General features: G+C 72.5%; 16 protein-coding genes. 8 read left to right on the top strand and 8 right to left on the bottom strand.

Annotated elements, in window-relative coordinates:
- Positions 1–684: 684 nt before the first annotated feature.
- From purS to ACL03H_RS14550, 4 genes are all read left to right on the top strand, one after another.
- A complete protein-coding gene (purS, locus tag ACL03H_RS14565) occupies positions 685–924 on the top strand; it encodes a phosphoribosylformylglycinamidine synthase subunit PurS (RefSeq protein ID WP_412811748.1) in 240 nt (79 codons plus the stop codon).
- Positions 921–1,598: a phosphoribosylformylglycinamidine synthase subunit PurQ gene (gene purQ, locus ACL03H_RS14560; RefSeq protein WP_412811747.1), complete on the top strand. Its 678-nt coding sequence runs from the start codon at positions 921–923 to the stop codon at positions 1,596–1,598. Before purS ends, purQ begins: the two co-directional genes overlap by 4 nt.
- A gap of 86 nt (positions 1,599–1,684) precedes the next feature.
- On the top strand, positions 1,685–3,961 hold the full coding sequence (gene purL / locus ACL03H_RS14555) for a phosphoribosylformylglycinamidine synthase subunit PurL (protein ID WP_412811793.1): 2,277 nt from the start codon (positions 1,685–1,687) through the stop codon (positions 3,959–3,961).
- A gap of 449 nt (positions 3,962–4,410) precedes the next feature.
- Positions 4,411–4,932, top strand: a complete 522-nt coding sequence (locus tag ACL03H_RS14550; protein WP_412811746.1) for a DUF4232 domain-containing protein — start codon at positions 4,411–4,413, stop codon at positions 4,930–4,932.
- Between the two features lie 69 nt (positions 4,933–5,001).
- Here the strand turns inward: ACL03H_RS14550 and ACL03H_RS14545 are convergent, their stop codons facing one another.
- The 5 genes from ACL03H_RS14545 to ACL03H_RS14525 form a co-directional block, all read right to left on the bottom strand.
- Positions 5,002–5,355, bottom strand: a complete 354-nt coding sequence (locus ACL03H_RS14545) for a hypothetical protein (RefSeq protein ID WP_412811745.1) — start codon at positions 5,353–5,355, stop codon at positions 5,002–5,004.
- A 226-nt stretch (positions 5,356–5,581) separates the two neighbouring features.
- A complete protein-coding gene (locus ACL03H_RS14540; RefSeq protein ID WP_412811744.1) occupies positions 5,582–6,151 on the bottom strand; it encodes a TetR/AcrR family transcriptional regulator in 570 nt (189 codons plus the stop codon).
- Positions 6,152–6,224: 73 nt separating this feature from the next.
- Positions 6,225–7,181 (bottom strand): pentapeptide repeat-containing protein, encoded by a 957-nt coding sequence (locus ACL03H_RS14535; protein WP_412811743.1) that lies wholly within the window; start codon positions 7,179–7,181, stop codon positions 6,225–6,227.
- A complete protein-coding gene (locus tag ACL03H_RS14530; protein ID WP_412811742.1) occupies positions 7,174–8,322 on the bottom strand; it encodes a pentapeptide repeat-containing protein in 1,149 nt (382 codons plus the stop codon). The genes ACL03H_RS14535 and ACL03H_RS14530 overlap by 8 nt, the downstream gene beginning before the upstream one ends.
- Before the next feature lie 122 nt (positions 8,323–8,444).
- Positions 8,445–9,167 carry a lysozyme gene (locus ACL03H_RS14525; RefSeq protein ID WP_412811741.1) on the bottom strand — a complete coding sequence of 241 codons (723 nt, stop codon included), beginning with the start codon at positions 9,165–9,167 and terminating at the stop codon, positions 8,445–8,447.
- A gap of 582 nt (positions 9,168–9,749) precedes the next feature.
- On the opposite strand from ACL03H_RS14525, the gene ACL03H_RS14520 reads away from it, so the two are divergent.
- Together ACL03H_RS14520 and ACL03H_RS14515 are read left to right on the top strand one after the other, a co-directional pair.
- Entirely contained in the window at positions 9,750–11,864 is a 2,115-nt protein-coding gene (locus ACL03H_RS14520; RefSeq protein WP_412811740.1) for a putative bifunctional diguanylate cyclase/phosphodiesterase, read from the top strand.
- 134 nt (positions 11,865–11,998) lie between these two features.
- Positions 11,999–12,625, top strand: coding sequence for a DUF4232 domain-containing protein (locus tag ACL03H_RS14515; RefSeq protein ID WP_412811739.1), 627 nt, complete (start codon positions 11,999–12,001; stop codon positions 12,623–12,625).
- Positions 12,626–12,705: 80 nt separating this feature from the next.
- Here the strand turns inward: ACL03H_RS14515 and ACL03H_RS14510 are convergent, their stop codons facing one another.
- The 3 genes from ACL03H_RS14510 to ACL03H_RS14500 all read right to left on the bottom strand — a co-directional run bounded on the left by ACL03H_RS14510 (position 12,706) and on the right by ACL03H_RS14500 (position 16,291).
- A complete protein-coding gene (locus ACL03H_RS14510; protein ID WP_412811738.1) occupies positions 12,706–13,749 on the bottom strand; it encodes a glucose 1-dehydrogenase in 1,044 nt (347 codons plus the stop codon).
- The gene (locus tag ACL03H_RS14505; protein ID WP_412811737.1) at positions 13,746–15,620 is read right to left on the bottom strand and encodes a glycoside hydrolase family 15 protein; all 1,875 of its coding nucleotides are present in this window, start codon (positions 15,618–15,620) and stop codon (positions 13,746–13,748) included. Before ACL03H_RS14505 ends, ACL03H_RS14510 begins: the two co-directional genes overlap by 4 nt.
- Before the next feature lie 83 nt (positions 15,621–15,703).
- Positions 15,704–16,291, bottom strand: coding sequence for a type VII secretion system-associated protein (locus tag ACL03H_RS14500; RefSeq protein WP_412811736.1), 588 nt, complete (start codon positions 16,289–16,291; stop codon positions 15,704–15,706).
- A gap of 287 nt (positions 16,292–16,578) precedes the next feature.
- Between ACL03H_RS14500 and ACL03H_RS14495 the strand changes: the two genes are divergently transcribed.
- Together ACL03H_RS14495 and ACL03H_RS14490 are read left to right on the top strand one after the other, a co-directional pair.
- Positions 16,579–17,016: a PRC-barrel domain-containing protein gene (locus tag ACL03H_RS14495; RefSeq protein WP_412811735.1), complete on the top strand. Its 438-nt coding sequence runs from the start codon at positions 16,579–16,581 to the stop codon at positions 17,014–17,016.
- A gap of 377 nt (positions 17,017–17,393) precedes the next feature.
- Complete coding sequence (locus ACL03H_RS14490) at positions 17,394–18,209, top strand: DNA-binding response regulator (RefSeq protein WP_412811734.1); 816 nt, start codon at positions 17,394–17,396, stop codon at positions 18,207–18,209.
- Positions 18,210–18,262: the final 53 nt, after the last annotated feature.

Below are 18,262 nucleotides of genomic sequence, written 5' to 3'. Positions count from 1 at the left end.
TCGCAGACCCCCGGGCGGCGGGCCGAGCCGCCCGGCCCGCATCCGCGGCGCGGCGCGGACAACGATTTCCGCGGACCCGCGCGCCCATTCCGGTGCGACGTGGAATGCGGCGGAATCGAGTTCGAGACGAGCTTCCCGTCGCGCCGCTGACCGAGGAGGGTCGCGCGCGACGGGAAGCATCGCGGGGATTCCGCTGGGGGAAATCCGGAATCCCCTCCGCCCCGCGTCGCGCGGTGGGGGAACTCGCGCGCCCGCGGTGGCGGACCACCCGGCCCGTTCGTGCGCGTCCGGGCCGGGAGCTGGGCTTTCGCGAATCGGAGGGTGGCCGGTCGGTGAATCGGCTCCGCTGGTCCGCGGTGCTGCCGGTATTACGCGCGAACCCCCTCGAATGTTCCGGGAAAACCGGTCTCCGTAACGGAGGACACAGCCGGGAGAATGGTTCTCGGCGATCGAATTCGTTCTTCCGGATTGGTCCTGATCGGATCGTTCCGGAAATCGTTCCGCTGGTCACGCTCCCCAGGCGCGGCGTCCGGTCTCGGCCGCCGCGGTGGTGCCACCGGGCTCCCGGACCCCTGTCTGCGAAGGCGAACCCGCAGCTCAGTTACCCTTCGCGGGTACTGCTGGACATCCATCGCCGTCCCTCGCACGGGCGGCTGGATCTGCACGAATCCGGGAGCATCGCCCGTGGCCCGAGTCGTCGTCGACGTCATGCCCAAGCAGGAGATTCTGGACCCGCAGGGTCAGGCGGTGGCCTCCGCGCTGCCCCGGCTCGGCTTCGAGGGCATCTCCGAAGTCCGCCAAGGAAAGCGGTTCGAGCTGGAGGTCGCCGACGACGTCGACGACGCCACGCTCGAGAAGATCGCTGAGACGCTGCTGGCCAACACGGTCATCGAGGAGTGGACCGTGCGGCGGGTGGAAGCATGAGCCCCAAGATCGGCGTCATCACCTTCCCCGGCACCCTCGACGACGTCGACGCGCAGCGCGCCGTTCGCCGTTGCGGCGCCGAGGCGGTCCCGCTGTGGCACGCCGACGCGGACCTGCGCGGCGTGGACGCCGTGATCGTGCCCGGCGGCTTCTCCTACGGCGACTACCTGCGCTGCGGCGCGATCGCCAAGTTCGCCCCGGTGATGGGCGAGGTCGTGCGCGCGGCCGGGCAGGGGATGCCGGTGCTCGGCATCTGCAACGGCTTCCAGATCCTCTGCGAGGCAGGGCTGCTGCCGGGCGCGCTGACCCGCAACTCCGGGCTGCACTTCGTGTGCCGCGACCAGTGGCTGAAGGTGGAGAACAACACCTCCGCGTGGACCTCCCGCTACGACGCGGGGGCCGAGCTGCTGGTCCCGCTGAAGTCCGGCGAGGGCGCCTACATGGCCGACCAGGCGGTGCTGGACGAGCTCGAGGGCGAAGGCCGCGTGCTGTTCCGCTACGCCGAGGACAACCCGAACGGTTCGCTGCGCGACATCGCGGGCATCACCGACGCGCGCGGCCGGGTCGCGGGGCTCATGCCGCACCCCGAGCACGCCATCGACCCGCTGACCGGGCCTACCGACGACGGCCTCGGCATGTTCCTGTCCGTTCTCGACGTACTGGTGGCAGCGTGAGCAACAACCCCGAAGACGCGACCGCGGCGGCGGTGCGCGCCGTCGCAGCCGGGCCGGAGAGCGATCCGGTCGCGGAGCGCCCGGAGCTGGACACCGTGGGTGTCGCGAAGTCCTCGCCGCAGCTCGACCAGCCGTACCGCGAGCTCGGCCTCAAGGACGACGAGTACCAGCGGATCCGCGAGATCCTCGGCCGCCGCCCCACCGACGCCGAACTGGCGATGTACTCGGTGATGTGGAGCGAGCACTGCTCGTACAAGTCCTCGAAGGTCCACCTGAAGTACTTCGGCGAGACGACCACGCCGGAGATGCGGGAGAAGATGCTCGCGGGCATCGGCGAGAACGCCGGTGTGGTCGACATCGGTGACGGTTGGGCCGTCACGTTCAAGCTCGAATCGCACAACCACCCGTCGTACGTGGAGCCCTACCAGGGCGCGGCCACGGGTGTCGGCGGCATCGTCCGCGACATCATGGCGATGGGCGCCCGCCCGGTCGCGGTGGCGGACCCGCTGCGCTTCGGCCCGGCCGACGCGCCGGACACCCGCCGGGTGCTGCCCGGCGTGGTCGCGGGCGTCGGCGGCTACGGCAACTGCCTGGGCCTGCCGAACATCGGCGGCGAGGTCGTGTTCGACGAGTCCTACGCGGGCAACCCGCTGGTCAACGCCATGTGCGTCGGCGTGATGAAGACCGAGGACCTGCACCTGGCGCACGCCAGCGGAGCGGGCAACAAGATCATCCTGTTCGGTGCGCGCACCGGTCTCGACGGCATCGGCGGCGTGTCGGTGCTGGCCTCGGAGACCTTCGACGACGCCGAGGGCGGGGCTCCCTCCGGTCGCAAGAAGCTGCCGAGCGTGCAGGTCGGCGACCCGTTCACCGAGAAGGTGCTCATCGAGTGCTGCCTCGACCTGTACCACTCCGGCCTGGTCGTGGGCATCCAGGACCTCGGTGGCGCCGGTCTGTCCTGCGCGACCTCCGAACTGGCCTCGGCCGGTGACGGCGGGATGCGCGTGGACCTGGACCAGGTGCCGCTGCGCGCCGAGGGCATGAACCCCGCGGAGGTCCTCTCCAGCGAGTCCCAGGAGCGCATGTGCGCCGTCGTCGAGCCGTCCCGCGTGGACGAGTTCATGGCGGTGTGCGCGAAGTGGGACGTGCTCGCGACGGTGATCGGCGAGGTCACCGACGGGGAGAACCTGGAGATCTACTGGCACGACGAACTCGTCGTGGACGTGCCGCCGCGCACGGTGGCGCACCAGGGCCCGGTCTACGAGCGCCCGGTGGAGCGCCCCAGCGCGCAGGACCTCATCGTCGCCGACAACGCGAACACCCTCGCTCGCCCGTCCACCCCGGACGAACTGCGCGAGACCGTGCTGACGATGGCGGCGTCGCCGAACCTGTGCTCCCGCGAGTGGGTCACCGACCAGTACGACCGCTACGTGCGGGGCAACACGGTGCTCGCGCAGCCGTCGGACGGCGGCGTGCTGCGCATCGACGAGGAGACCGGCCGCGGCATCGCGGTGGCCACCGACTGCAACGCCCGCTACACGCGGCTCGACCCGTACGCGGGCGCGCAGCTGGCGCTGGCCGAGGCCTACCGCAACGTCGCGACCACCGGCGCCACGCCGATGGCGGTGACCAACTGCCTGAACTTCGGTTCACCCGAGGACCCGGGCGTGATGTGGCAGTTCCAGGAGGCCGTGCGCGGGCTCGCGGACGGCTGCGCGGAGCTGGGCATCCCGGTGACCGGCGGCAACGTCAGCTTCTACAACCAGACCGGCAGCCAGCCGATCCTGCCGACGCCGGTGGTCGGCGTGCTCGGCACGATCGACGACGTCACCCGCCGCATCCCCACCGGCATCGGTGGCGAGGAGGGCGAGACGCTGCTGCTGCTCGGCGACACCCGCGAGGAGTTCGGCGGCTCGGAGTGGGCGCGCGTCGCCCACGACCACCTCGGCGGCGCCCCGCCGGCGGTCGACCTCGCCCGGGAGAAGCTGCTGGCCGAGGTGCTGGTCGCCGGTTCCCGCGACGGCATGATCTCCGCCGCGCACGACCTCTCCGAGGGCGGGCTGGCGCAGGCGCTGGTGGAGACCGCGCTGATCGGCGAGTGCGGCGCCCGCGTGGTGCTGCCCGAGGGCGCCGATCCGTTCGTGGCGCTGTTCTCGGAGTCCTCGGGCCGCGTGCTGGTGGCCGTGCCGCGCAGCGAAGAACTGCGGTTCACCGAGATGTGCGCGGCGCGCGAGCTGCCCTGCGCGAAGGTCGGCGTCGCCGACGCGGGCTCGTCGACTCTGGACATCCAGGACGTCGCCGAGATCCCGCTCGTGGAGCTCCGCGCGGCCTGGGAGGGCACCCTCCCGGCGCTGTTCGGCTGACCTGACCGACGAACCGGCCCGTCCTCCCGCCGTCGCGGGGGGACGGGCCGTTCTCGTTCGAGGGTCGATCCGATGCGGGCGGAGCGGTTCCGCGCGCACCGGTGCCCGGCCCGCTCGCGGGACGCCCGCGGAAGTCGGAGCCGGGGACGCCCAGCTCGCGGTGGGCGCAGCGGCGCCCCGCGTTCCGCGCCCTCTCGTCGAACCGGCTTCGTCGGGCAGCGGCGTCCCGCTGGTGACCCTCGCGACCCGAGCCGCGGTGGCCTCCAGCGCGAAGCCGCTCGCTCCGGCCCGGAGCGCGGCGAACGGCTCAATCGGCGCGGCACGGCTCCCGCGCGGACGTCTCGGCCCGGTCCGCGTTGCTCCGCTGTGGCACATCGCATTCCGGGACATCCCGCGCGGCCGCCGGGCGTCTTGATGATCGAGAAGCCGATCGAGCCAGGAGGCAGACCATGAAGCTCACCCGCACCGTCGCCGTCACCGCCGTCGCGGGCGCGACCCTCGGCCTGACCACGCTGACCGCCGGTTCCGCGCTGGCGAATCCCAGCGACACGCTGTGCACCAGCGACGACGTGAACGTCGAGGTGACCAGGGACCTCGCCGAGCCGGGCGAGTACGAAGCGTTCCTGGTCAAGTACACCGCGGCCTCCCCGCACACCAACTGCAAGCTGGAGGGCGGCCCCGCCGACTTCGCCTTCTCCGACGGCGCGAACCAGATCCCGGGCGTCGAGGTCCAGGTCGACCACGCCCCGGCGGACCCGGTGAGCGTGGACGGGAGCCTGTTCGGGATCTCCCGGATCCTGCAGAAGGTCGACGCCCCGGCCAACCCGGCCGTGCCCAGCACCGTCGAGTTCAACCTCCCGGGCGTCCCCGACGGCCCCGCCGCCCACGAGATCGCGGCCTGGCCCGCCGACGAGCCCATCCGGGGCGACGTGCTGATCGCCACCCCGATCAGCCAGAGCGCCGCCGAGTGACGCTCCCCCGCGGGTGACCGCCCCGCCCGCCCGGCTGGATCGGGCGGGCGGGGCGGCCGCGAGCCCGGCTCAGCAGCCCTTGATCATCTTGTCGATGGAGCCGGTGAGGCCGTGGTTGAACTCCTTGCTGCTCTTCGTGCCCGCCGGCATGGACAGGCACTCCAGCCAGGTGTTCTCCGCGTCGGACAGCTGCACCGAGACCTTGGCCGTGGTCGAGCAGTGGTTGTTGTAGTAGACCCGGGTGTTGATGGTGCCGGTGGACCAGGACAGGTTCGCCTTGCCGCCCTTGCACGTCACCGAGTAGGTGTGGCCGGCCTTGGTGCCCATGTCCGGCGCGGCCGAGGCGGGCGCGACGAGCAGCGCCATGCAGGCGGCGGTGCCGGCGGTGGCTCCGGCGATGAGGCGGAATGCCTTCGAGCGCATGAGAGGTCCTCCCAGTTCGAGCCGATCTCGATCGATCGGCCGTGGCGTGTCGGGCGCTCCCTCGGAGCGCCGCTCACCGATGACGCTAGGCAGGGCCGGGACCCGGTATCCAGCCAACAATGAGCACGCCCGCTTCGTGGCCGAAGGCCCAATGTCCGCCAGGGCTCGGAACAATGTGCACAATGCGCTGATCTGGTGCGATGCGCGGTTCCGGGCGGAACCGCGCTCAGGTCCGGCGGAGTCCGTCGACGAGCAGGCCGACCACGTGGCGCGCGTCGTAGCGCGGATCGGTGCCCGCGCCGATGCAGAGGTTCCCGACGCCGCGCATGAGTTCGAGCGCCCGCAGATCGGAGCGGACCTCCCCGGCGGCTTCGGCGGCGGCGATCAGCTCGGCGCAGACCGGCACCAACCGGTCCAGGAAGTACGCGTGCAGCGCGTCGAACCCCGAGTCATCGGACTGCATCGCGTGCGCCAGCCCGTGCTTGGTGATCAGGAAGTCCACGAACTCCGCGATCCACCGGCGCAGCGCCTCGTACGGGGAGGTGCCGCTGGCCAGCAGCTCCGGCCCGGCTTCCGCGCAGGCGTCGACCTGGTGCCGGTAGACGGCGATGATCAGGTCCGACCGGGTCGGGAAGTGGCGGTAGATCGTGCCCAGCCCGACGCCCGCCTCCGCCGCGATGTCGCGCACGGGCGCGTCCACGCCGGAGGCGACGAAGACCTTGGCGGCCGCGTCGAGCAGCGTCCGCTCGTTGCGCCGCGCGTCCGCCCGCTTCGGCCGGGTCGTGTCCTCGTCCACCGCGCCGCTCCCTCCCAGCGCCGCCGGAGCGCTGTTCCGCTTCCCATGGTGGCAGAACCGGGAAGCGCGGCGGCTACCGCGGCGTCGGCCGGTGGGCCGCCGCGCTCAGCAGCGCGTCCAGCTCGGTGCCCTCGACGGTGGCGTCGGCGAACTTCGCCGCGCCCTCGAAGCGGCAGCCCGCGAAGCTCACCTCGGAGTGCAGCGCCGCGCCGTCGAAGTCGGCCACGCCGTGGAACACCGAGCGGTCGAACGCGGCCGGTCCGCCGAACTCGACCCCGGCGAACTGGGCCCGGCCGCGGAACACCGCGTCCCGGCAGCGGAACCGGCCGCCCGCGCGGGTGGACGCCCCGGTCAGCCACGCCGGACCCGTCACCTCGCACCGGCTCAGGTTGTTGTCGTGGAACAGCCGCGCGTGCCTGGCCACCAGGGTCCCGATCCGGCGCCCGGAGAGGTCGAAGTACTCCAGCGCCGCGTTCGTGAAGTCCAGGTCGTAGGCGGGCGAGTCCTCCTCGGCGGGCGGGAGCAGGTCGGTGATGAGCCGCTGCGCGGTCAGCCGCACCTGGAGCTCGCGGTCCGCCGCGTCGCGTTCGTCCCGCTCCCACTCGCCGTGGTCGTGGTGCGGATGCCCGAACGGTCGGCGCAGGTAGGAGCACAGCACGTCCAGCACGGTCTGGGTGTGGCCGGGAGAGCTGCGGGCCAACCCGGCCAAGGCGTGCAGCGCGCCCACCCGCACCTGGTCCGCCTCGTGCCCGAGCAGCTCCACGGCGCGGGCGAAGCGCTCGTCGGCGATGCGCTCCCGGTCGAGCTCGGTGCGCGCCCCCTCCAGCCGCTGCCTGCTCTCGTCGACCCGCCTCCGCCGGTCGTTGAGCCACAGCGCGTAGAGCGCGACCACCGAACCCGCCGCCAGACCGCCGGTGCGCAGCGCGTCCGCGCCGTTCACCCGGCCGTCGAACACCAGCAGCGCCGTGCTGACGCCGAACAAGGCCAGGGCCGCGAGCGTGACGGTCGCGGCCAGGCCGTGCTCACGCATTCGCCTGCTCCTGCCGCGCCCCGACGGAATCCCACTCGGCGGGGAGGGTGGAGCCCTCGGCGACCAGCAGGTCGTCGAGCAGCACCTCGCCCGGCGGAGCGCTCAGCCGCAGGTCGATGCCGCCGGTGAGCCGCGCCGAGCGCAGATCGACCGCACCGCCGAACTCGACGTCCCGGACGAACCACCGGCGCGCGCAGTTCATCCGCTTCAGGTCCGCGTTCCGCGCGAACCGCGCCCGGTCGAAGTCGCACGGCTCGACCGTGCGGATGCCGCGCAGCTCGACGGCGCGGTGAAAGATCGAATCCGTTGCCCGGATCCGGCCCAGGAACACCGAATCCCGGAAGTGCGCGTTGCCGTGGAACAGCGCGCGGCTCAGGTTCGTGGTGTGCCGGAACCGGCAGCGGTAGGCGGCGACTCGCCCGACCACGCGATCCGCCAGGCTAAAGCGCTCCAGCCAGGCGCGGGTCAGGTCGAGGTCGTAGATCGGCGGGTCCGGATCGTCCCGCGTCGGCAGCAGTTCGATGATCAGGCGCTGCGCGGTCTGCCTGGCGTGCCGCTCCCGCTCCAGCTCGGGCGCGATCGAGGGCTGTTCACCCTCGGGCAGCAGCTCGGGAAGCGTCCACTTCGGATGCCCGAACGGTCGGCGCAGGTAGGAGCACAGCACGTCCAGCACGGTCTGCGCGTAGTGCGGGCGGCCGCGCGCCAGCCCCGCGAGCGCGTGCATCGCGCCGACCCGCACCTGGTCCGCCTCGTGCCCGAGCAGCTCCACGGCGCGGGCGAAGCGCTCGTCGTCGGCGCGGTCCCGGTCGTGATCGGTGCGCCGGTCCTCCAGCTCCTGCCGCCTGCGCTCCAGGTCGTAGCGCTCCCGGTCGAGCTCCTGCCGCCGCTGGTCGAGTTCCTGCCGCCGCTCCTCGACGCGGCGCCTGCGGTCGTTGAGCCACAGCGCGTAGAGCGCGACGACCGAGCCCGCAGCCAGCCCGCCCGTGCGCAGCGCGTCCGCGCCGGTGCTGCGCTGGTCGAACAGCAGCAGCCCGGTGCTCGTCGCCGCCAGCACCGCGACGGCGAGCGCGATGGTCAGCACCAGCCCCGCGCGGCGCTCCCGCCGCACCGGTGCCCCGGAGCGCGGATCGACGTCACCCATGCGGATGATCATCGCAGCTCGACCGGCGTCGGCGGCGCGGATCCGGCGAACCGGGGCCCGCACGACGAACGCCCCGCCCGCCCCGGCGCGAGCGGGGCGGGCGGGGCGCGTCCGGGCGGCGATCAGCCGCGGGCGATGGCCTGCAGCTGCGCGTAGCCCCCGTTGAAGGCGTTCTGGTCGATCGGCGTCGAGCTGTACTGCCAGAAGGTGTGGAAGCCCCAGTTGTACGGCAGCGCGCCGACCGAGCCCGCGTACCGGGCGATCCACAGCGGGCTGGTCGAGCTGAAGTCCCCGCGCGCGCACCGGTCCCACCAGCTCGTGCTGGTGTAGATCACCGGGTAGCGGCCGGTGCGGTGGAAGTACGTGTCCGAGAAGTCCTTGATCCACGCGGTCATCGAGTTCGGCGAGTGCCCGTAGCAGGTGTCGCCGTAGGGGTTGTACTCCATGTCCAGCGCCCCCGGCAGCGTCTTGCCGTCCGGCGACCAGCCTCCGCCGTTGTCCACGAAGAAGTTCGCCTGCGCCGCGCCGCTGGAGACGTCCGGCAGCGCGAAGTGGTAGGCGCCGCGGATCATGCCGATGTCGTAGGACCCGTTGTACTGCTGGGCGAAGTACGGGTTCTCGTAGGTGGTGCCCTCGGTCGCCTTGACGAAGGCGAACCGCTTGCCCTGGTTCCAGTGGGCGGGCCAGTCCACGTTGCGCTGGTGGCCGCTGACGTCGATGCCCTCGACGGTCGCCAGCGGCGAGGCCTCGGGAACCGCGCGGGCTTCGCCTTCGCCTTCGCCCTCGTGCTTGCGGATCTGGGACCCCATCGCGTGATCAACGGGTTCGTTCACCTGGGAGCTCATGGCTTGCTCCATTCGGGAGGGAGAGGTGCCTGCGTGCGCGGGCACCGCGAGCAGCGCGCACGCCCAGGTGATCGAGAGTAGGGAGATCAGGCCGCGCCGGCGAGCGCGTCCACTCGAATGCGTCATCGAAGGGGCCCTCTCGGGGATAGGGGCGGGGGAAGCGCGGCAACTGGAACGGAAGTGTGTCGAATGGGGCTCGGGGCGGCACGGCGGAACGGGATGATTAGCCGGAACGGCGCAATCCGGACTGCGTGATCCTCCTGACGACATCTCAGCCCTGGTGAGGGGAATCCGCACTTCGTGCGCGGCCCGGACTCGACCGTCGGGTGAAACGACGTCCCGCCGACCCGCCGCGAGGGGCTGCTGGCCTGCCGGTTCGACGCGAATGGCTACCCTGGGTGGGCGGATGTGCATGGTTCGACCTCCCCTCGGTGCCGGTCGTATGCTCCGAACGACCCGTTCCACCAGGGCGAACCGGACCAGGGGCGAGGGGGCGAGCCGACGACAGACGAGCGGAGGGGCGCCACGCGCATGACGGGGTGGACCACGCCGCTCACCAGCGCTCAGGAGACGGAGCCGGCGGTGAGCAGAGCCGACCGCAGGCGATTCGCGGCCGACTGGGCCCAGGCGCTGATGGGCACCAGCTACGTCCCGATGACCAGCGCCGAGGTCGAGGGCAGGCTGCTCGGCTACACCGACCGCCTGCTCGAAGCGCTGCTGTCCGACCCGTTCGAACCGGGGCCCGCGCACGACGTCGGCGACGACCTCGTCGCCGTGCACTTCACCAGCGCCGATTCGCTGGCCCGCACCGTGGACCTGCTCGGCGACCGCTTCCTGGGCGCGCTGCACCTGACCGAGGACCACGAGCGGCGGCGGCGCATCGCGGCGTTGCAGGGCTCGCTGTGCACCGGGTTCGTGCAGGCCGCCCGCAAACGCACCCTCGACGAGCAGGAAGCCATCCGGCAGGCCGTGCTCGACGCCCGGGACGCGGTGGAGCAGGCGCTGCGCACCAGCGAGGCCCGGTTCCGGGCGATCTTCGCGGAGGCCGCGATCGGCATCTGCATCGCCGACATGGCCGGGCACGTGCTGGAGGTGAACTCCTCGCTGCGGCGCATCCTCGGGCGCGCCAGCGAGGAGCTGCGCCGGATGACCATGCACGACTGGCTGCACCCCGCCGACTCCGAGGGCTTCTGGCGGCTCTACGAGGAGCTGGTGCGCGGCGAGCGCGACCAGTACCGGGTGGAGAAGCAGTTCACCCGGCCGGACGGCACCCGCGCCTGGACCGAGGTCATCGTCTCGCTGGTGCGCGGCGAGGACGGGATGCCGCTCTACCAGGTCGCGATGGTCGAGGACGTCACCGAGCGGAAGCTGCTGCAGGACCGGTTGCGCTACCAGGCCATGCACGACCCGCTCACCGGGCTGCCGAACCGGGCGCTGTTCATGGACCGGCTCACCTCGGCGATGCGCAGCCGCCGGTCCGGCGACCGGGTCGCGCTCTGCTACATGGACCTCGACGGGTTCAAGGTCATCAACGACAGCCTCGGTCACCACGTCGGAGACGACCTGCTCGTCGCCGTGGCCGAGCGCCTCGCGCTCTCGGTGCGGGGCGAGGACCGGATGGTGGCGCGGATGGGCGGCGACGAGTTCGTCATCCTCATCGAGGATTCGACCAGCACCGAGCAGGCCATCGAGATCGCCGACGAGATCCTGGACGCGCTCGTCGAACCCGTCCGCATCGGCGGCCACGAGCTGTCCGTCTCCGCCAGCATCGGCATCGTGGAGCGCCCGGTGCAGGGGCAGAGCGCGGCCGAGCTGATGCGCGACGCCGACGTGACCCTGTACTGGGCGAAGGCCGAGGGCAAGGGGCAGTGGGCGCTGTTCGACCCGGAGCGCAACGCCACCGAGGTCGCCCAATACCGGCTGTCGGCCACCATGCCCGCCGCGCTGGAGCGCGAGGAGTTCTTCGTCGAGTACCAGCCGCTGGTCGGGCTGCGGGAGTTCGGCGTCGTGGGCGTCGAGGCCCTCGCCCGCTGGTGGCACCCCGACCTCGGCAGGCTCGGGCCGGACCGGTTCATCTCGCTCGCCGAGGAGACCGGGCTGATCGTGCCGCTCGGCCGCTGGGTGCTGCGGCAGGCGTGCCGGCAGGCGAAGGAGTGGCAGGACGAGTTCGGCGACGCGGCCCCGTTCGTCAGCGTCAACCTCGCGGTCCGCCAGTCCCGGGACCCGAACCTCGCCTCCGACGTCGAGGCGATCCTGCGCGAGACGCACCTCGATCCCTCCCGGTTGCAGCTGGAGCTCACCGAGAGCGCCGTGATGGGCACCGCCGACGAGCCCATCGAGACGCTGTGGGCGCTGACGAAGATGGGCGTGCGGATCGCGATCGACGACTTCGGCACCGGTTACTCGAACCTCGCCTACCTGCGGCACCTGCCGGTGCACGAGCTCAAGATCGCCGGATCGTTCATGTCCGGGCTGCGCGACCCGGAGAAGGCCGACCCGGTCGACGCCCGCATCGTCGGCACCCTCGTCGACCTCGCGCACACCCTCGGGCTCACCGTCACCGCCGAGGGCGTCGAGACCCACGCGCAGGCCCGGCGGATGGCCGAGATCGGCTGCGAGACCGGCCAGGGCTACTTCTTCGCCCGGCCCTGCTCCCCGGAGCGGATCCGGGCCTTCATCGCCGACCACGTGTCCTGAGCGGACCGCTCCGGTCCACATCGGAATGCCTCGGTGGAATCTTCCGGCCGCGGCGCAACCACTCCGCCGGGCGGACGTCTCACGGACGGAAGCGCGGGGAACACCGGCGCGCACGGCGACGAAAGGCTTGAACGATGGTGAAGCGGACTCGCACGGCAGTTGTCGCGACGGCCCTGGCCGGGGGCGCGCTGCTGCTCGCCGGGTGCGGCGGCCAGGCCGCCACGAACTCCGCGGCGACGCCGGAGACCCCGGGCACCGACGCCGCGACCAGCACCGCGGCCGGCGCGGGAGACCACGCGAGCGGGACCCACGACGACATCTCCGCGTCCAACTGCGCGGCGGAGGACTTCGAGATCACCCTGCAGCCCCAGCCCAACGGCGGCGTGTTCCTGCTGGAGATGAAGAACACCTCGGAGAAGTCCTGCGAGATCGGCGGCTGGGTCGACCTCACCCCGCTGAACATGGCGAACCAGCCGACCGACGCGGAGGGCGAGCGCCTCGACCACCCGGGCCCGCCGCAGGACATCACCCTGGAGCCCGGCCGGTCCGCCTTCTCCGGCGTCAAGGTCGAGCTCAGCGGCCAGGGCGACCCGGACGCGCAGGTCGCCTCCGGCTTCACCGCGGCCCCGTCCGACATGGCGGGCGAGGTGAACGTCGACGTGAAGGACCTCGACGGCGGCGACAGCCCGGTGGAGCTCCCGATCAAGAGCTTCCAGGTCGGCACGCTGCAGCCCTCCCCGCAGGGCGTCGTCGCGTTCTGATCCGGAACGCGGCGGGACGAGCCCGCGCCGGTCTCCGGCGCGGGCTCGCCGCGGCGCACCGCCCGCCGCAGGGAAGGCGATCAGGCCCGCAGATCCACCACGGGCTTCACGTCGGTGTCCTGCCGGGTGAGCACGTCGGTCCAGGAGCTCAGCGGCACCCGGCGGTTGATCAGGTCGCCGAGCCAGGACTGGTCGGCCTCGGCGAGGGCCCGCACCGCCAGCTGGTAGTGCCGCAGGTTCGCGTTGACGCTGCCCACCACCACGTCGTTGTCCAGCACCAGCTCGTCGTTGATCGCCCCGGCGGGGATCGGCAGCGTCCGGTCGTGCCCGGCGATGCCGGTGAGCACCGTGATCGCGTTGCGCGCGGTCCGGCGGAGCACGTCGAACACCACCTCGCCCGCCCCGGTCGCCTCGATCACCACGTCCGGTTCGCAGCCCAGGTCGTCCAGCGAGGTGTGGTAGGTCGCGCCCAGCCGCCGCACCAGCTCCGGCTTCGGGCCCTCGGTCATCCGGTCCAGCACGTGCACGTCCAGCCCGCGCTGCACCCCGAGCAGCGCGCCGAGCAGCCCGATCGCCCCGGCACCGGTGACCAGCGCGTGCCGCGGCGCGTAGTAGGCCCGGCGGCCGATCAGCTCGGCCTGCTCCCAGGCCTTCGCCACCACCGAAGCGGGCTCGGTGAGCACGCCCGCGTCGCCCAGCGACGCCGGGACCTTGATCGCGAAACGGGGTTCGATGGTCCAGCGCTGCGAGCCGAAGCCGTGCAGCTCCTTGATCCCGCACTCGGTGTAGCCGCCGTTGAGGCAGAAGTCCCACTGCCCCGCCGCGCAGGCCGGGCACGGCTCCGGGTCGGGGCGGCGCACCACGCCCACCACGTGATCCCCCTCGGCGAACCCGCTGATCGCGGGGGCGTGGCGCACCCGGCCGAGGGATTCGTGGAACAGCACCAACCGGTCCTGTCCCGGTGGCAGCGCTCCGTGCGAGGCGTGCACCACGTCGTGATCGGTCGCGCAGGAACCGGCCAGCAGGCCGTCCACCAGCAGTTCGCCCGCGTCCGGGCTCGGCTCCGGCAGGTCTGACACCCCCGCCGACTCCGGTCGGCCCGGCACCACCGTCGCCGCCTTCACCGCGACCCCTTCCCGTTGCGCCTGCTGGACTCGTCCCGAGTGTGCCCGCCGTGCAGGACCGCGGCCGAATTGACCAGTCCCAGGTGGCTGAAGGCCTGCGGGAAGTTCCCCGTGAAGCGGCCGGACTCCGCGTCGATCTCCTCGGCGTAGAGGCCGACGTCGTTGGCGAGCGCCACCAGCTCGCCGAACATCTCCTCGGCCTCCTCGCGGCGCCCGCTCAGCGCCAGCGCGTCCACCAGCCAGAACGAGCACGCCAGGAACGAGCCCTCCCGGCCGCTGAGGCCGTCGACCTCGTGGTCGCCCTCGGTGGTGGAGTAGCGGTCCACCAGCGGACCGTGCCGCAGCTCCCGCTCCACCGCTCGGATCGTGCCGAGCACCCGTTCGTCGTCGGCTGGCAGGAAGCCCACCGACGGGATCAGCAGCGTCGCCGCGTCCAGCTCGGTCCCGCCGTAGTACTGGGTGAACGAGCCGAGCTCCGAGTTCCAGCCCTTCTCCAGCACCTCGGCGCGCACGGCGTCGCGGATCTCCCGCCAGCGGTGCACCGGACCCGGCAGGCCGTCCTCCTCGACGGCGCGGATCGCGCGGTCGAAGGCGACCCACACCATCACCCGGGAGTGCGTGAAGTGGCGGTCCGGCCCGCGGACCTCCCACAGCCCCTTGTCCGGCTGCTGCCAGATCGTCTCCAGGTGCTTGAGCATCCCGCGCTGCAACGCCCAGGAGTCGGCGTCCTCGGTCAGGCCGCGCTCCCGGGCCAGGTGCAGCACGTCCATCACCTCGCCGTAGACGTCGAGCTGTCGCTGCCGGTAGGCGCCGTTGCCGACGCGCACCGGCAGCGAGCCCTGGTAGCCGGACAGCCAGTCCAGCTCCCACTCCAGCAGGTGCCGCTCCCCGCCGACCCCGTACATGATCTGCACGTCCGCCGGGTCGCCCGCGACGGCGCGCACCAGCCACCGCCGCCAGGCCGCGGCCTCGTCGGAGCAGCCGAAGTTGTCCAGCGCCAGGAGCACCAGCGTCGCGTCCCGCAGCCAGCAGTAGCGGTAGTCCCAGTTCCGGTCCCCGCCCGGCGACTCCGGGAGCGAGGTGGTGGGGGCGGCGACCATGCCGCCGGTGGGCGCGTAGGTGAGCGCCTTGAGCGTGGCCAGCGAGCGGAACACCGCCTCCCGGTGCGGGCCGTCGTAGTGGATGCGCTCGCTCCACTCGTGCCAGAAGTCCTCGCTGTCCCGGGTCTCCTGCGCGGGGTCCATCGGCGGCGGGATCTCGTCGGGATCGCTGCTCCACTGCATCACCCAGGAGCGGGTCTGGCCCTCGCGGAGCGTGAAGACGAGCTCGTGCGCCCGCTCGTTCGGCACCCGCTGCGGCAGCAGCTCACCGCGCAGCACCACCGCGTGCGGGCCCGCGAGGGCGAGCACGTACTCGTCGCGCTCCGGGCGGGCCTGGCGGACGTGGCTCACCCACGGGACCGAATCGCCGTAGGCGAAGCGCACGATCCAGCGCAGCCGCACGTCCACCTCGCCGGAGACGCCCTCCACGACCCGGACCAGGCTCGGCGGGTCGTGCTGGTTCTTCTCGTGCGGGGGCATGCTGTCGATCAGCCGGAAGACTCCGCCGTCGGTGTGGAAGCAGGTCTCGACCACCAGCGAGTTGTCCCGGTAGCGGCGGTGCACCTCGCGGATCGGCTCGGCCGGGCTGATCTGCCAGTGCCCGTCCCGGTCGTCGCCGAGCAGGCGGCTGAAGCAGGACGGCGAGTCGAACCGCGGCAGGCACAGCCAGTCCACCGATCCGTCGAGGCCGACGAGCGCGGCGGTGCGCAGGTCCGAGAGCAGCGCGTAGTTCTCGATGGGGCCGGCCGGACCGGCGGGGAGATCGCTCACCCCGCCGAGGTTAGGCACTTCGCACCCACCGGGTCAGCTGGGTGCCCCGTTCGCCGCGACCCGGGCGAACGGGGCACCGGTCGTCAGTTCGGGGCGGCGGTGTCGAGGAGGACGTGGTGCGGGATCACGGCGCGCACCGCGTCGTCCAGGTTCAGCCCCAGGTCCAGCCCGTCCAGCAGCTCCGGGAGCATCGCCCCGGGGACCCGGCGCGAGCCCGGCCAGCTCTCCGGCACCCGCTCCGGCGAGGTGCACGCCGGAACCAGCTGGGAGCCGTCGTCGAGCTCGGCGACGTAGACCGCGGGCTCGCCCGCGCCGTCCTCCGGGTCGTAGAGCAGCACGTCGGCGGCGAGCACGGCGGGCGCGAGCTCGGTGTCCGGAGCCTCGCCGGTGGCGATCCGGTGCAGCACCCGCTCCAGCTCGTTGACCGGCTCCGGCAGCGCGAAGGTGAGGTCCGAGGGTTCGTACTCGTCGTTGTACTGGAACTCCGGATCGATCTCGCCCTCGGCGTCGATGTGGTAGGCGCCGACGACGCCCTCCGGCGGGACGTCGTCGCCGGAATCCTGGTAACCGGGGTCGACGATGTAGAGCCAGCTGTTCGGAGTCTGCCTGGCCTGCTCCCGCATCTCGTCGGTGATCGGCGGCGGTCCGGGGCGGTCGGGTTGCTCTGACATGGGGCTGACGTCCTTCATCGCTGGGGTGGAGCGCTCGGTCCGGGTGGGCGGCCTGCCGCCGCTCGTGCACCCGTCGAGCGTGCCCAGTTCTACCGGCCGCCGCCGGGCGGAGGGCGCGCCGGGTCCGTCCATCCCGGCCGGACGCGCCGGATTCGCCTCCACCGCAACGGGTTCGCGCGCCGGGTCGAGACCACTCGTGCTGGTCGCGCATCCACCTTTCCGAGGTGCCGCCGCTACCGCCGCCGGGGCAGACTGGGCGGGCGGCGAGTTCGGGGAGGCGGTCGAGCATGATCGGTCAGCGGGAAGCACTGCACCTGTTCGGGTGCGAGGTCTTCGATCCGGCGGGGCACCGGGTCGGCATCGTCGGGCAGCTGTTCCTGGACGAGGACACCGAGCAGCCCGCCTGGATCACCGTGCAGACCGGCCTGTTCGGCACCAACGAGAGCTTCGTGCCGCTGGACGGCGCCGCCTTCGACGGGGACACGCTGACCGTCTCGGTGCTCAAGGACACGGTGCGCGGCGCGCCGCACGTCGCGCTCGACGACGGCGATCTGCTCCGCGAGCAGGAGCACGCGCTCTACCTCTACTACGGCCTGGAGTACGGCGTGACGCCCGTGGAGCCGGCCCCGGACGTCCCGGCGGCCCGGGACGAGCCGGCCGAACTGCCCGCCGAGTACGTGGAGGCCGTCCGGCTCAAGCTCCGCCGCTGGGTCGCCGCGACCTGATCGGCGGCACGCCGGTCCCCGCCCGGGGAGTCCCCGCCGGACCGGCGAACGCTCCCGGCTCCGGGCTCGCCGCGTTCGTCGACCGCTCCGGGAACCGGTCGACGACCGGTTCCGGCACGCCGGTCCCCGCGCGGTCCACCGCCGACCGGGCCGGGATCCGGCCCCTCGGGCGTTCGGCGCAGCACGGGGCGCCGCCGAATGGCGCTCCACAAAGGTTGACCTGCCCCCTACGGCAAAAGTGGGTTCCCGGAACGATCTCGGGATGGTTACGTTCGTGATCGAGGGGGCCGCTCGCTGCCTCTCGCAGAACTGGTCCAGACCAAGATCCGCTCGCGGTCCGACTGAGCCTGTGAAGGCACGTCACGAAGGGGTGTGCCGTGTTATCCGGATACACCGAGGCGCCTGAGCGCGCACAGCCGATCTCCCCGGACGGGGCCGTTCCCGCCCGGGCCGCTACCGACGCGGAACGCGCCGTCCGCTCCCCGGCGGAGGCGCGGGAGGCGGTCGAGTCCGTCGCCCGCGCCGCCAAGGCGCAGGCCGGCGCGGGCGGTGTCCTGCAGGTCGTGCACGGCGCGCGCCGCGTCGGCTGGGCCGCCTACGAGCTGCAACGCAGCGCCACCGAACTGGTGCAGGGCGTGGCCAAGCCGCCGTACGCCGCGACCGGCTCGCTGGATTCGCTGGAGGCCCGCAAGCTCGCCGAGGGCGTCGAGTACCAGGTGCTCTACGACCGATCGGCGCTGGCCCGCTCCCCCCAGCTGGAGCTGACCTCGCGGCTGGTGGCGCTCGGCGAGCAGGCCCGCGTGGTCCACGCGGCGCCGACGAAGATGATCGTGGTGGACGGCGAGGTGGCGCTGCTGCCGCTGACCGCCAGCGAGCAGACCGTGGAGAGCGCGGTCGTGATCCGCAGCTCGGCCATGCTCGTCGCGGTAACGCGGATCTTCGAGGACCTGTGGCGGTTCGCCGCCCCCTTCACCTGCGAGCGGGAACATCTCGCGGGCGACGACCAGCCTTCGGAGGAGGAGCGCTGGATCCTGTCGCTGCTGGCCTCCGGCGCCACCGACGACACCATCGGCAGACTGATGGGCTTCAGCGCCCGCACCGCTCACCGCCGGGTGCGGGAGCTGGTCGCGCGGCTCGGCGTCGAGACCCGCTTCCAGGCCGGGATGCAGGCGGTCAAGCTCGGCTGGCTCTAGACCGTCGCGGCCCGGCCGGGATCGAGGCCCGGGCCCGGCGGGGCGGATGAGAA

The sequence above is a fragment of the Saccharopolyspora antibiotica genome (genome assembly GCF_047200635.1).
In the GTDB taxonomy this organism is placed as follows: Bacteria; Actinomycetota; Actinomycetes; order Mycobacteriales; family Pseudonocardiaceae; genus Saccharopolyspora_C.
The sequence above is the reverse complement of the archived record's forward strand: the minus strand, read 5'-3'. Positions and strand labels throughout refer to the sequence as shown.

Bases quoted from the DNA above. Each gene is read 5' to 3' on its own strand.
- purQ (WP_412811747.1), top strand. From the start codon at position 921: ATGAGCCCCAAGATCGGCGTCATCACCTTCCCCGGCACCCTCGACGAC.
- ACL03H_RS14550 (WP_412811746.1), top strand. From the start codon at position 4,411: ATGAAGCTCACCCGCACCGTCGCCGTCACCGCCGTCGCGGGCGCGACC.
- ACL03H_RS14545 (WP_412811745.1), bottom strand. From the start codon at position 5,355: ATGCGCTCGAAGGCATTCCGCCTCATCGCCGGAGCCACCGCCGGCACC.
- ACL03H_RS14535 (WP_412811743.1), bottom strand. From the start codon at position 7,181: ATGCGTGAGCACGGCCTGGCCGCGACCGTCACGCTCGCGGCCCTGGCC.
- ACL03H_RS14530 (WP_412811742.1), bottom strand. From the start codon at position 8,322: ATGGGTGACGTCGATCCGCGCTCCGGGGCACCGGTGCGGCGGGAGCGC.
- ACL03H_RS14525 (WP_412811741.1), bottom strand. From the start codon at position 9,167: ATGAGCTCCCAGGTGAACGAACCCGTTGATCACGCGATGGGGTCCCAG.
- ACL03H_RS14515 (WP_412811739.1), top strand. From the start codon at position 11,999: ATGGTGAAGCGGACTCGCACGGCAGTTGTCGCGACGGCCCTGGCCGGG.
- ACL03H_RS14500 (WP_412811736.1), bottom strand. From the start codon at position 16,291: ATGTCAGAGCAACCCGACCGCCCCGGACCGCCGCCGATCACCGACGAG.
- ACL03H_RS14495 (WP_412811735.1), top strand. From the start codon at position 16,579: ATGATCGGTCAGCGGGAAGCACTGCACCTGTTCGGGTGCGAGGTCTTC.